13 protein-coding genes are annotated in these 13220 nt (G+C 72.6%); 9 read left to right on the forward strand and 4 right to left on the reverse strand.

Features of this window, described 5'->3' with window-relative positions; genetic code table 11:
- The first annotated feature begins 203 nt into the window (after positions 1-203).
- From ABEA26_RS10640 to ABEA26_RS10650, 3 genes are all read left to right on the forward strand, one after another.
- Entirely contained in the window at positions 204-1529 is a 1326-nt protein-coding gene (locus ABEA26_RS10640; protein WP_345591370.1) for a M20/M25/M40 family metallo-hydrolase, read from the forward strand.
- 166 nt (positions 1530-1695) lie between these two features.
- Positions 1696-1929, forward strand: a complete 234-nt coding sequence (chpH, locus tag ABEA26_RS10645) for a chaplin ChpH (RefSeq protein ID WP_345591372.1) — start codon at positions 1696-1698, stop codon at positions 1927-1929.
- A 170-nt stretch (positions 1930-2099) separates the two neighbouring features.
- Positions 2100-2879: a chaplin gene (locus ABEA26_RS10650; RefSeq protein WP_345591373.1), complete on the forward strand. Its 780-nt coding sequence runs from the start codon at positions 2100-2102 to the stop codon at positions 2877-2879.
- A gap of 105 nt (positions 2880-2984) precedes the next feature.
- On the opposite strand, the gene ABEA26_RS10655 is transcribed toward ABEA26_RS10650, so the two are convergent.
- Positions 2985-3173, reverse strand: a complete 189-nt coding sequence (locus ABEA26_RS10655; RefSeq protein WP_055416095.1) for a DUF5703 family protein — start codon at positions 3171-3173, stop codon at positions 2985-2987.
- 47 nt (positions 3174-3220) lie between these two features.
- Here ABEA26_RS10655 and ABEA26_RS10660 point away from each other — a divergent pair, with 47 nt between their 5' ends.
- Positions 3221-3994, forward strand: coding sequence for a hypothetical protein (locus ABEA26_RS10660; RefSeq protein ID WP_345591376.1), 774 nt, complete (start codon positions 3221-3223; stop codon positions 3992-3994).
- Positions 3995-4171: 177 nt separating this feature from the next.
- On the opposite strand, the gene ABEA26_RS10665 is transcribed toward ABEA26_RS10660, so the two are convergent.
- Both ABEA26_RS10665 and ABEA26_RS10670 read right to left on the reverse strand, forming a co-directional pair.
- Entirely contained in the window at positions 4172-6649 is a 2478-nt protein-coding gene (locus tag ABEA26_RS10665; protein WP_345591378.1) for a helix-hairpin-helix domain-containing protein, read from the reverse strand.
- Positions 6646-7632, reverse strand: coding sequence for an aldo/keto reductase (locus ABEA26_RS10670; RefSeq protein WP_345591380.1), 987 nt, complete (start codon positions 7630-7632; stop codon positions 6646-6648). Before ABEA26_RS10670 ends, ABEA26_RS10665 begins: the two co-directional genes overlap by 4 nt.
- Before the next feature lie 112 nt (positions 7633-7744).
- Here ABEA26_RS10670 and ABEA26_RS10675 point away from each other — a divergent pair, with 112 nt between their 5' ends.
- Together ABEA26_RS10675 and ABEA26_RS10680 are read left to right on the forward strand one after the other, a co-directional pair.
- Entirely contained in the window at positions 7745-8800 is a 1056-nt protein-coding gene (locus tag ABEA26_RS10675) for an LLM class F420-dependent oxidoreductase (RefSeq protein ID WP_345591381.1), read from the forward strand.
- Positions 8801-9058: 258 nt separating this feature from the next.
- A complete protein-coding gene (locus ABEA26_RS10680; protein ID WP_345591382.1) occupies positions 9059-9847 on the forward strand; it encodes a ferritin-like domain-containing protein in 789 nt (262 codons plus the stop codon).
- Positions 9848-9894: 47 nt separating this feature from the next.
- Here ABEA26_RS10680 and ABEA26_RS10685 read toward each other — a convergent pair whose 3' ends face one another.
- Complete coding sequence (locus tag ABEA26_RS10685; RefSeq protein WP_345591383.1) at positions 9895-10890, reverse strand: magnesium and cobalt transport protein CorA; 996 nt, start codon at positions 10888-10890, stop codon at positions 9895-9897.
- A gap of 61 nt (positions 10891-10951) precedes the next feature.
- On the opposite strand from ABEA26_RS10685, the gene ABEA26_RS10690 reads away from it, so the two are divergent.
- The 3 genes from ABEA26_RS10690 to ABEA26_RS10700 all read left to right on the forward strand — a co-directional run bounded on the left by ABEA26_RS10690 (position 10952) and on the right by ABEA26_RS10700 (position 13111).
- Positions 10952-11638: a histidine phosphatase family protein gene (locus tag ABEA26_RS10690; protein WP_345591384.1), complete on the forward strand. Its 687-nt coding sequence runs from the start codon at positions 10952-10954 to the stop codon at positions 11636-11638.
- Positions 11639-11726: 88 nt separating this feature from the next.
- Entirely contained in the window at positions 11727-12317 is a 591-nt protein-coding gene (locus ABEA26_RS10695) for a DUF3090 domain-containing protein (RefSeq protein WP_345591385.1), read from the forward strand.
- Positions 12281-13111 (forward strand): SCO1664 family protein, encoded by an 831-nt coding sequence (locus ABEA26_RS10700; protein ID WP_345591386.1) that lies wholly within the window; start codon positions 12281-12283, stop codon positions 13109-13111. Before ABEA26_RS10695 ends, ABEA26_RS10700 begins: the two co-directional genes overlap by 37 nt.
- The last annotated feature ends 109 nt before the right edge of the window (positions 13112-13220 follow it).

Below are 13220 nucleotides of genomic sequence, written 5' to 3' on the forward strand. Positions count from 1 at the left end.
TAGCACCTCAAGCTAGCGCGTCTGCCATTCCGCCACCCGGACAAGGTGTCTGTCGCGCGGGGTGTTGCCCTTGGCGACGACGTAAACATTACCAGGCTTTCCGGGGTGGCCGATCACCCCCTCCTTGGGCCCGGACCGCCGGAGGGGGAGGATGAGGGAGACCCACCAGCAGTGACATCAGCAGTGACAGCGGGAGGAACCACGTGAGCGACTCGGGCACGGCCAGGAGCGTCACCGGCGAGGACGAGGTCGTCGACCTCTGCCGCGAGCTGATCCGGATCGACACCAGCAACTACGGCGACCACTCGGGTCCGGGCGAGCGCAAGGCGGCCGAGTACGTCGCCGAGAAGCTCGCCGAGGTCGGACTCGAACCGCAGATCTTCGAGTCCCACCCCGGACGCGCCTCCACGGTGGCCCGGATCGAGGGCGAGGACCCGTCCCGGCCCGCGCTGCTCATCCACGGCCACACCGACGTCGTCCCGGCCAACGCGGACGACTGGACCCACCACCCCTTCTCCGGCGAGATCGCGGACGGCTGCGTGTGGGGGCGCGGCGCGGTCGACATGAAGGACATGGACGCGATGACGCTGGCGGTCGTCCGCGACCGGCTGCGCACCGGACGCAAGCCCCCGCGCGACATCGTGCTGGCGTTCCTGGCGGACGAGGAGGCCGGCGGGACGTACGGCGCCAAGCACCTGGTGCGCGAGCACCCGGAGCTGTTCGAGGGCGTCAGCGAGGCGATCGGCGAGGTCGGCGGGTTCTCCTTCACGGTCAACGAGAAGCTGCGGCTCTACCTCGTCGAGACCGCCGAGAAGGGCATGCACTGGATGCGGCTCACCGTCGACGGCACGGCCGGCCACGGCTCGATGACCAACGACGACAACGCGATCACCGAACTGTGCGAGGCCGTGGCGCGGCTCGGCCGGCACAAGTGGCCGGTCAGGGTCACCAAGACCGTACGGGCCTTCCTGGACGAGCTCTCCGACGCGCTCGGCACCGAGCTCGACCCGGAGAACATGGACGAGACCCTCGCCAAGCTCGGCGGCATCGCCCGCATGATCGGCACCACGCTGCGCAACTCGGCGGCACCCACCCAGCTCGGTGCCGGCTACAAGGTCAACGTCATCCCCGGCCAGGCCACCGCCCACGTCGACGGGCGCTTCCTGCCCGGCTACGAGGAGGAGTTCCTCGCCGACCTCGACCGCATCCTCGGCCCGCGCGTGCGGCGGGAGGACGTGCACGCCGACAAGGCGCTGGAGACCGACTTCGACGGCCGGCTCGTCGACGCCATGCAGACCGCCCTGCGCGCCGAGGACCCGATCGCGCGGGCGGTGCCCTACATGCTCTCCGGCGGCACCGACGCCAAGTCCTTCGACGACCTCGGCATCCGCTGCTTCGGCTTCGCGCCGCTCAAGCTGCCGCCGGAGCTGGACTTCGCGGGAATGTTCCACGGCGTGGACGAGCGGGTGCCGGTGGAGGGGCTCCAGTTCGGCGTGCGGGTCCTCGACCGCTTCATCGACGCCTCCTGACTCGCCCGCCGGAACGTGACTTCCGCACGCGACGGTATTCGGCCGCGCGTGCGGGCGTCGACCGGGAAGAGTGAATGCGCTCATAAGCTCGTAGCCTCATTAGTTCCTCCTCGTTACAGGTGATGCGATCAGCAATCTGGATCGCGTTTGCCAACTAGGAGGAACAATGCTCAAGAAGGTCGTCGCCGTCGCGGCTGCCACCGGTGGTCTGGTTCTCGCGGGCGCGGGCATGGCCGCCGCCGACGCCGGTGCCCAGGGTGCCGCCGTGCACTCGCCCGGCGTCCTTTCCGGCAACGTCGTTCAGGCGCCCATCCACGTCCCGGTGAACGTGTGCGGCAACACGATCGACGTCATCGGTCTGCTGAACCCCGCCTTCGGCAACGTCTGCGTCAACAAGTGACGTTGTGCCTCGCCCCGTGAGGGCCTGAGTCCTTCGGCCCCGGAGCGCACGCCATGCGCTCCGGGGCCGAAGGCTTTTGCAAAGGCCTTCGGGGTCGGGGACGACGGCAACGTCGGAATTCTCAGCACTCTCGCTGCTTACGGGACTAGGGCAAGGCAGGGATTCAGGAAATGCGACAGGTCACCCGCAAGGGCCTGATGACGATGGCGGCGGCCACCGGCGTGATCGCCGCCGCGGGCGGCGCCGCCCACGCGGACTCGGGAGCGCTCGGCTCGAGTTCGGGTTCGCCCGGCGTACTGTCCGGCAACACGGTGCAGGTGCCGGTGCACGTGCCGGTGAACGTCTGCGGCAACACGGTCGACGTCATCGGCGTCCTCAACCCGGCGATGGGCAACTCGTGCGCCAACCAGGGCGGCGATGCGTCCGACGGGTACGGCGACTCCAAGAGCCAGGACGGCTCGCACGGAGGCTCGCACGACGCCTCGCCCGGAGGGGCGCACGCTGACGGGCACGCCACGGACTCACCCGGCGTCGCCTCCGGCAACCACGTCGAGGTGCCGATCCACGTGCCGGTGAACGTGTGCGGCAACAGCGTCGACGTCATCGGCGTCCTCAACCCGACCACCGGCAACGACTGCGCCAACGGGGGCGGGGGGGACCACTCCACGCCACCCGTCGGCGGTCACGAGACGCCTCCCGAGGAGCCGGGGGACCCCGGAGACCCTGGTGAGCCCGACGCTCCGGACACCCCGTCGTACTCGGACGACGAGACGCCGGGCGACTCCTCGCACGTCAGCCGGCCGGACACCCGGACGGTCGCCCAGCCCGGGGACGACGCACGGCTCGCCGAGACCGGCAGCGGCCTGCCGCTGGGCCTCGCCCTGCCGGTGGGCGCGGGCGCGCTGCTCGCGGGCACGGTGCTCTACCGCAAGGCCCGCGCCTCGGCGTGACGCGAGAGGCCGGCACGACAGTCGGCTCGGCACGACAGGGGGCCCCGCACCGGCGGGGCCCGCTCCGTCTCCGTCACCCGCGTCCGGTCGAGCCCGGTCACCGGCTCACCAGGTCGCGCGTACCTGGCGGATGATCCGCCGCCGCAGCCGCACCTTGCGGCTGCCGTCGCGCAGCAGGCTCAGGCGGTACAACTCCCAGTGTCCGTACTCGGCGTGGTCGGTCAGCAGACGTGTCGTCTCCTTGCGGGAAACCCCGCGCGGCAGGTACACGTCGACAAATTCGTATTCCGGCATCGCATCTATTGTGCGGGCTGGGCCCCGGTACGGATAGCGTCTGCACTATGTCTGATGCTGCGCAGCCCACCGCTGCCGAGGTACGCGCCGCCGCCGAGGCGGTCAAGACCGCGCTCGACCGCCACCTGGCCGCGGTCGAACGCCGGTCGGGGGAGGACGACCCGACCGTCTACGACGCGTTCAACCAGCTGGCCGCGGCCGCGGAGGCGTACGACGAACTGCTCTACGACCGATACGACGAGGTCACCCCCTTCGAGATCCCCGGCACGGACGACTCGCTGCCGCCGTACACGGGCCCCGACGAACCCAACGCGCTGAGCGTCCTGATCCGCCGTGACTACGCCGTGGCCGAGCCGCAGCGGCTGATGGCCCAGGCCCGGCGGGTCGAGGCGGCGGACGACGAAGGGGCGGGTGTCGAGGCCTCCGGCACGGTTCACGGGGCGCTCGGCCTCCTGTTCGGCGAGTTCGAGGCGGACGAGATCGCTTCCCGGCACAAGGAGTTCGGACTGGAAGAGGGCGACTCCACGCTCTGGGTGACGGCCGCGGACGAGGCCGCCGAACCCGGCGAATGGTTGGAAGCCCCCTTCGAGCAGGCCGATCCGCAACGGGTGGTCTGCCGCTTCGACGTCAGCGCCGTGTTCGACGACGAGTTCGACCACGGCCTCGATGACGACGAGGACGACGACGAGGCCGGCGTCGGCGAGGTGGAGGAGTTGGAGGAGGAGTTGGAGGAGCTGGAGGAAGACCTCGACACGGAGCTGGACGAGGACGACGACCGGGACGAGGACGGTGAGCCGGTGCGGCCGGAGGCGAATCGCTGAGCGGCGCGGGTGAGCGGCGGTTCGCCGCGCGGTGTCGCTGAGCGGCGGGAGTACGGACCGGCACGCCGGTAGGCACGGCGGCGGCGGTGGTCCCGGGGACGGCCCCTGCGACCACCACCGCCGCCGCCGTCGTCGTCCGGGGTGCCCGGAGCGGGCGACGGGGTGAGGCGCCCGAGGTCAGTCGGCCACCGGGACCTGCGGCGCCAGCAGCACCGGCAATCGGGTCGTGCGTGGCTTCGCCGGGATCTCGGCCACGGCTCGGGGCAGCGCCTGCTCCACGCCGTGCACCACGGACAGATGGCGCGCGGCCCGGCCGAACGCGGTGTAGACCCAGGGGCGGCTGAGGGTCTGCGCGGCATCGCCGGGCAGGACCACCACCACCGCGGGCCATCTGCCGCCCACCGCCTGGTGCGCGGTCAGCGCCCATCCGTGGCGTACGGACTGCTCCACGCGCTCCTTCGGCACGACGACCGCCTCGCCCGCGCACGACAGGTGCAGTCCGTCGGCGTCGGCCTTCACCACCCGGCCCGGCTGCGTACGGCCCGGTGCGGGGGAGTGGACGACACGGTCGCCGGGGTCGAAGCCGCCGAAGCGGCCGGGGCCCGGGTTCAGCCGCTCCTTCAGCGCCGCGTTGAGCACCCGGGTGCCCGCGGCGCCCCCGTGGCCCGTAGTGATCACCTGGGTCTCCTCGGAGGGGACCCCGATCGCGCGCGGCACCGAGTCCGCGACGAGCTGGACGGTGCGGTGCACGGCTTCGCCCGCGTCCCGCACCGGCACGATCACGACCTCCTTGCCGGGCGCCTCCACCTGGCCCAGCTCTCCGATACCGATGCCGGAGACCAGTTCGCCGAGCGGGCCGGCATCCGGACGCCGCGAGGCGATCTGTGGGCAGACCCGCGCCGCCAGCAGATCCGCGAAGACCCGCCCGGGGCCCACGGACCACAGCACCGCCGGATCCCCTGCGAGTACCAGTCGGGCCCCGTCCGGCAGCGACTCCGCCAGCAGGGCGCCCGCCTCGACGTCCAGCTGCGGCGCGTCGAGCACGACGAGCAGATCGAGGTCGAGCGCACCGTCGGCGTCCCGGCCCGGCCCCTCGGCCCCGGTCAGCAGTCCGGCCACGGTGCCGACGGCGGCGGGGCCCGCCGGTACGGCCCCGTCCACCGTGGCGGAGTTCCGTCCCGGGCCGTCCGGGACCGCGGAGTCCGGGACCGCGGAGTCCGCTGGGCGGGTCCCGGAGGACGGGTCACCCAGCAGGGCGGCGAAGCGGTCGCGGCCGAGGGGCCCGGGCGCGGCGGCCCAGGCGCGCAGGCCAAGGGTGTGCGCGGCGTGCAGCAGGGCCGCCGGTTCGGCCAGGGCCGCCTCACCGCCGGTGTGCAGGACCAGCCCGTGGTCCGCGACGGCACGGATCAGGTCGGCGGCGGCACCCTGCGCGGACGCGGCGGCCTGCTCCCAGTCCGCCGTCGAACCGTCCTGCTTCGGCGCCGAGCCGACCAGCCGGGCCAGACCGTCGGCGAGGCTCTCCTCGGCGAGTGCGTACCGCTCCAGACCGACCAGGACCCGGACCGGACGCTCCTCGCCCTCGCCCTCGTCCGTGCCCTCCGCACCCTCCGTACTCTGCGCGCCCCCCGCCCCGCCGGACGCTTCCGGAGCGTTCGGCGCGTTGTGCGGGTGGACGCGCGTCTCCTCCAACGCGTCCTGGAAGGCCAGCGCCTCGCCCTCGGCGAGCGTGCTCTGAACGGCGGCATCGGGGTCCGGGACGCCCCGCTGGGACAGCGTGGCCGTGAGCCGCGAGAGCTCCAGGGCCGTGTGACCAGCGAGGGCCGCCTGCTCCAGCAGCCATACCGTGATCGCACGGCCACGGCGCTCGTCGTCCGGGCCGCACGCCGCGCCGAGCAGTGCCCGCGCGAACCCGTCGGCCTGCTCCGGCCGTACCCCGCCGACGCGGAGCAGTTGCCAGGGGTCCGCCCGCAACGCCTCCTGGGCGCCCTCGCCGAGAAGCGCGGCGGTCTGCGGCGCGAGCGCCTCGGGGGCACCGCCCTCGGTCAGTACCCGCCGCACGGCCTGGACGGTCTCCGGCGCGGGTCCCGCGGGCCCGGTGCCCGTCCCGGCCGGCACCGGCTGTGGCTGTCGTACCGGCTCCGGGGCGGCGCGGCGCGGTGCGGGGGTGGGGTCGCCGAAGACCGTGGCCGCGGTCTTCTCGCCGCTCTCCACGGCCCGCACGGCGGCGAGTAGATCGGCCGCCGTGCCGCTGAGCTTGGCCCCGGCGCCGACCGGCGCCTGCTTCTCGGCCTTCCGCCGCTCGATCCGCTCCCGCACCAGCCGCTGAGCGGCCAGCTCGGCCTGGGCCTCGGACACCTGCCCCGCCGCACCGTCGCCGGCGGCGCCGTCACCGCCCGGCTCTTCGGCCTCTCGGGCGCCGTCACCGTCCGGCTCTCGGGCCTCCCCGGCCGCTCCACGGCCCGGTTCTCCGGGCTCCCCGGCGGCGGTCCCGACGTCGGCAGCCCCGGACCCGGAAGCCCGGTCGGCTGCCGACACGTCGTTTCCGGCGGCGTCCGGCTCGGCCCCGTTCGCGGTGCCCGGGGTCTCCGGCCCGGCGTCCACGGCGTCCAAGGCGTCCGCGGTGTCCTCAGAGGCGGGCTCGGGCTCCGTGCTCACAGCGTGCTCCAGTCGTGATCGGGATAGCGGTGCACGGGCGCCGACACGTCGTCGAGAGCCCGGCAGATCTCGTCAGGAAGACTAAGGGTCTCCACTGACAACGCAGCCGTGAGTTGCCGCGCGTTGCGCGCGCCGACGATCGGGGCGACCACGCCGGGCCGGTCGCGGACCCAGGCCAGCGCCACCTCGAGCGGGGTCACCGCCAGCCCGTCCGCCGCCGTCGCCACCGCGTCCACGATGTGGCCGGCCGTGTCGTCGAGGTAGGGCGCGACGAACGGGGCCAGATGCTCCGAAGCGCCGCGCGAGTCCGACGGCGTCGCGTCCTTGCGGTACTTGCCGGTGAGGACGCCGCGGCCCAGCGGCGAGGAGGGCAGCAGGCCGATCCCCAGGTCGAGGGCGGCCGGCAGCACCTCGCGCTCGATGCCCCGCTGGAGCAGGGAGTACTCCATCTGGGTGCTCGCGAGCCGGTTCCGTACGCCCGGCGCCGCCAACTGCCAGGTCGCCGCCTTGGCCAGCTGCCAGCCGCAGAAGTTGGAGGTCCCCGCGTACCGGGCACGGCCGCTGCTCACCGCCACGTCGAGGGCGTGCAGGGTCTCCTCCAGCGGCGTGTGCGGGTCGAAGGCGTGCAGGTGCCACACGTCGACGTGGTCCGTGCCGAGGCGGGCCAGCGAGGCGTCCAGCGCGGAGAGCAGATGGGCGCGCGAACCGTCGAAGCGGCGGTCGGGATCCGGCACGCTGCCGGCCTTCGTCGAGATCACCAGGTCCCGGCGCGGAACCAGGCCCTCCATGAGCCGCCCGAGCAGGTACTCGGACTCCCCGTCGCCGTACACGTCCGCGGTGTCGACGAGGGTCCCGCCCGCTTCCCAGAAAATCTTCAAGAGGTCCGCGGCGTCGTGCTCGTCCGTGCCCCGGCCCCAGGTCAGGGTGCCGAGACCGATGCGGGACACGCGCAGGCCGGTGCGGCCGAGATGCCTCTGCTCCATGAACGCCGACATTACTGGCCACGGCTTGCGCTGTGGGGGCCTGTGGACAACCGAATTCCCACGCTATGGTCGGAACCCGAAAGGCATTACTGATCAGTAAGGGGAATCGGCCATGCAGCTCGGGATCAACCTCGGCTACTGGGGTGCCGGAATGGACGCGGACAACCTGGCCGTCGCCCAGGAGGCCGACCGGCTCGGCTACGACGTGTGCTGGGCCGCCGAGGCCTACGGCTCCGACGCGGCCACCGTGCTCACCTGGGTCGCCGCCCAGACCGAGCGCATCGACGTGGGCTCGGCCATCTTCCAGATCCCGGCCCGCCAGCCCGCCATGACCGCGATGACGGCCGCCACCCTGGACTCCCTCTCGAAGGGCCGCTTCCGCCTCGGCCTCGGCGTCTCCGGCCCGCAGGTCTCCGAGGGCTGGTACGGCGTCAAGTTCGACAAGCCGCTCGCCCGCACCCGCGAGTACGTCGAGATCGTGCGCAAGGCGATGACCCGCGAGCGGCTGTCGTACGAGGGACAGCACTGGACGCTTCCGCTGCCCGGCGGCCCCGGCAAGCCGATCAAGCTGACCGTGCACCCCCAGCGCGAGCACATCCCGCTCTACGTCGCCGCGATCGGGCCGAAGAACCTGGAGCAGACCGGCGAGATCGCCGACGGCGCCCTGCTCATCTTCCCGTCCGCCGACCACCTGGAGGACACCGCGATCCGGCACCTGCGCGCCGGGCGCGAGAAGGCAGGGAAGACCCTCGACGGCTTCGACGTCTGCCCGACCCTGCCGCTGGCCCTCGGCGACGACAAGGACGTCACGACGCTCGCCGACACCTTCCGGCCCTACACCGCGCTCTACGTCGGCGGCATGGGCAGCCGCAAGCAGAACTTCTACAACCAGCTCGCCCAGCGCATGGGGTACGAGGCGGAGGCCGCCGAGATCCAGGACAAGTACCTGTCCGGCGACAAGCAGGGCGCCGGCGCGGCCGTACCGCACGACCTGATCGACCGGACGACGCTGCTCGGCTCCGTCGACCGCATCGCGGACCGGATGAAGGCCTACGCCGCGGCCGGTGTCACCACGCTGACCCTCGCCCCCGCGGGCTTCACGCTCGACGAGCGGATCGCCGCACTCCGCGCCGGCACCGAAGCCCTGGAGCGCGCCGGACTGGCCTAGCCGGAGGCCAGAGGTACCGGTAGGTTTCTGCGGCCGTGGTGGGGGCTCGGGGGTCTTCCCCGCCACGGCCGTCACGGGGAACAACGCTCCCGCGCGCGAGTGGTTACGCCTCGTCGTGTCCCCGCCCGTCCTTCTTCTGGCTGAGTTGGCCACCGCACCTGTTGCCGAGCCCCCTCTCCCGCACTTGACTCGTACTTCGCGGAGTCCGCGCGGTCTGCGGAACCCGCGAAGCCCTGCGGAGGCAGAGAGGTGCCAGCGATGTTTTCGGCCAAGAGTCTTTTCCAGGAGATCGTCCACAACGACGAGTCGTTCCGTCTCTTCTGCTCCATCGCGGCCGGCGGCGAGTCGCAGGGCGGCTGGGAGAACGCGCGCATCGCGGCGCTGGTACCGGAGAGCGAGCGCGCCCTCGCGCCCAAGATCAGCCGGCACGGCGCGGACGAGGACAAGCACGGACGGATCTTCAACGCCCTGCTGAAGAAGCGCGGTCTCGAGCCCGTGGAGGTACCCCCCGAGACCGACTACACCATGCTCCTGGAGCGGCGCGGTATCGGTCTCTCCCACGCCAGGCTCAAGGCCGACCAGCCCCTCACGACGCGGGACATCATCACCTACCTCGCGCACAGCAGGGTCACCGAACAGCGCGCGGCCGAACAGATGGCGATGCTCCTCAAGCACTTCACGGACCACCCGGACCTGGGCCGGGCCGTCCGGATGATCTCGGCCGACGAGGACAACCACCTCGCCTACTCCCACGAGGAACTGCTGCGCTACGCCGCGGCCGGGCACGGACGGTTCATCCGGCGGACGCTGCGCGAGTGCGCGCTCGCCGAGATCCGCGTCCACCGGGACGTCAGCCTCGCGGTGATGGCCCGCATGGGGCACCTACTCGGCTGGTCGCGCACCAGGTCGACGATGCTCGCGGCGGGCATCCACGCGGTGTACGCCTACGAGCGACTGGCCGGCCGGCGCCGCATGGTCACCCTGCGGCCACCGCGACGGCGCGACGCGCTCGGCAGACCCGCCGCCGCGGCCCCCGAGGTCGCCTGACGACCCCGGCCCCCTCCGCGGGTCCGCAGCCGGCCCCTTTCGCGGGTCTACAACCAGCCGCGGCGCTTGAACAGCCGGAACAACAGCACCTCCAGAGCGGCCATCACCACGATCACCGCCGGGTAGCCCCCCTCCCAGTGCAGTTCCGGCATGTGGTCGAAGTTCATGCCGTAGACCCCCGCGAGCATCGTGGGGACCGCCGCCATGGCCGCCCACGCGGAAATCTTCCGCATGTCGTCGTTCTGCCGGACGCCGGTCTGCGCCAGGTGTGCCGAAAGGATGTCGGAGACCAGCCGGTCCAGGCCCTCCACCGACTCGTTCACGCGCGTGAGGTGGTCGCTCACGTCGCGGAAGAACGGCCGCGCCCGGTCGTCCACGAACGGCACCCCGGCGCCGAACGCCCCCGTCCCGGCCAGCCGGGCCAGCGGCGGCGCCAGCGGACCGGTCGCCCGGCGGAACTCCAGGACCTGCCGCTTGAAGGTGTAGATCCGGGACGCGGTGTGCCGGGAGCCGCCGCCGTCCGGCGAGAAGACCTCCGCCTCCAGCTCCTCCAGGTCGTTCTGCAGCTCGACCGCCACCTCCAGGTAGTGGTCGACGGCGGCGTCCGCTATCGCGTACAGCACCGCGGTGGGCCCGTTGCCGAGCAGTTCGGGCTCGTGCTCCAGACGCTGCCGTACGGCCTTCAGCGGGGCGCCCTCGCCGTGCCGGACGACCACCACGAACGCGTCGCCCAGGAAGATCATGAGCTCGCCGGTGGAGACGGCGTCGCTCTCCGGCTCGTACACCACCGGCTTGAGGACGGCGAAGAGCGAGTCCTCGTACACCTCCAGCTTGGGCCGCTGGTGGGCCTTGAGCGCGTCCTCCACCGCCAGCGGGTGCAGCCCGAACTCCTCGGTGACCAGGTCGAACTCCTCCTCCGTCGGTTCGTGCAGGCCGATCCAGACGAAGGCGCCCGCGGTCCGCGCCTCGCCGAGCGCGTCGGAGAGGTCCTCGGGCCCGTCCGTGCGGCGCCCGTCCCGGTAGATGGCACAGTCGACGATCACCGAACGCATTCTCCCCTCACCCCGGTGCCCGCGCACCGCGCCGTATGCCTACCCTGTGCGCATGCCCACGCTGATCCTGGTCAGGCACGGACGTTCCACCGCCAACACCGAGGGGCTGCTCGCCGGCTGGACGCCCGGCGTCGCCCTCGACGAACGCGGGGCAGCACAGGCCGCCGCGCTGCCCGGCCGGCTCGCCGCCCTGCCGCTCTCCGAGGTCGTCACCAGCCCGCTGCAGCGCTGCCAGGAGACGATCCGACCGCTGCTCGACGCCCGGCCCGAACTGAAGGCGCACACCGACGAACGGATCGGGGAGTGCCACTACGGCGACTGGTCCGGCCGCAAGCTCGCCGAACTGGCGGACGAGCCACTGATGGAAGTGGTCCAGGCGCACCCTTCCGCCGCGGCGTTCCCCGGCGGCGAGTCGATGCGCGCGATGCAGACCCGCGCCGCCGAGGCGGTGCGCGAGTGGAACGCGCGCGTGGAGCGCGACCACGGCCCCGACGCCGTCTACCTGATGTGCTCCCACGGCGACATCATCAAGTCCCTGGTCGCGGAGGCCCTCGGCCTGCATCTCGACCTCTTCCAGCGGATCTCCGTCGAGCCCTGCTCCGTCACCGCGATCCGCTACACCCGGCTGCGCCCGTTCCTCGTCCGTCTCGGGGACACCGGAGACTTCGCCTCCCTGGCCCCCCACGAGGAGCCCCCGGGCGACCGGGCCCCGGTCGGTGGTGGTGCGGGCGCACCGTGATCGTCGGCCGCAGTAGGGTGAGGCGGTCGCCGCAGTACCCCCGCATTCCCGCTTTCCCCGCTTCCCCCGACTTCCATGGAGACAGGACGTGTCCCGTCAGGTGTTCCTCTACGACCAACCGGAACGTTTCGTGGCCGGTACGGTCGGGCTGCCCGGGCGCCGTACGTTCTTCCTCCAGGCCACCGCAGGCTCCCGGGTGACCAGCGTGGCCCTGGAGAAGACCCAGGTCGCCGCCCTCGCCGAGCGCATGGACGAACTCCTCGACGAGGTCGTACGGCGTAGCGGCGGCAGCACCGTCGTCCCCGCCGTGGCTCCCGCCGAGCCCGCCGACACCGGCCCGCTGGACGCCCCCGTCGAGGAGGAGTTCAGGGTCGGCACCATGGCGCTGGCCTGGGACGGCGACGACCAGCGCATGATCGTCGAGGCGCAGGCACTGGTGGAGCTGGACGCCGAGTCCGAGGAGGACCTGGCGGAGGCCGAGGAGCGGCTGCTCCAGGACGAGGAGAACGGCCCCCCGATGCTGCGGGTCCGGCTCACCGGCGCGCAGGCCAGGGCCTTCGCCAAGCGCGCCCTCGACGTCGTCAACGCCGGGCGGCCGCCGTGCCCGCTGTGCAGCCTCCCGCTCGACCCGGAAGGACATGTATGTCCGCGCCAGAACGGATACCGCCGCGGAGCGTGACCCCCGACGTGGCGGCCGCCGATTTGCTCGTGCTGGGCGAGCTGACCGTACGCGGACGCATCCGTGACGCCTCCAACGCGGCGCTGTACTGCACGGTGACGCACGAGGGACTCGAAGCCGCCTGCGTCTACAAGCCGGTCGCCGGGGAGCGGCCCCTGTGGGACTTCCCGGACGGCGACCTCGCCCGGCGCGAGGTCGCCGCCTACGAGGTCTCCGAGGCGACCGGCTGGGGCCTCGTACCGCCCACCGTGCTGCGCGACGGGCCGTACGGCGAAGGCATGTGCCAGCTGTGGATCGAGACGGTGCCCCAGACGGACCTGCTCGCCCTGGTGGAGGACGAGGAGCCCGGACCCGGCTGGAAGGCGGTCGCCTTCGCCGAGGTCGGCGAGGGCCGCACCGCGCTGCTCGTACACGCCGACGACGAGCGACTGCGTCGGCTCGCCGTCCTGGACGCCGTGATCAACAACGCCGACCGCAAGGGCGGCCATCTGCTGCCCTCGGCCGAGGAGCGGCTGTACGGCATCGACCACGGGGTGACCTTCCACGCCGAGAACAAGCTGCGCACCCTGCTGTGGGGCTGGGCGGGTGATCCGCTCACCGGGGAGGCCCTGGCCGTGCTCGACGCCCTCAGGCAGGCTCTGACGGTCGACGGGCCCCTGGCGGTCCGGCTCGGCCCGCTCATCACCCCCGCCGAACTCGACGCCACGCGCGCGCGTGTGGAGGCGTTGCTGACCGCCGGGAAGCACCCCGCACCGAGCGGCGAGTGGCCGGCCATCCCCTGGCCGCCGGTGTAGCGACCCGGTGTCGCCGACCAGCACGACGGCCGGTGCCGCCGGTAGGGCGGCAGGCAGCGCGGGTACGGGGGGAAGCGGGGCGGGTACGGGGGAAGCGGGGCGAGTACGA

This window comes from Streptomyces marokkonensis (assembly GCF_039539045.1).
In the GTDB taxonomy this organism is placed as follows: Bacteria; Actinomycetota; Actinomycetes; order Streptomycetales; family Streptomycetaceae; genus Streptomyces; species Streptomyces marokkonensis.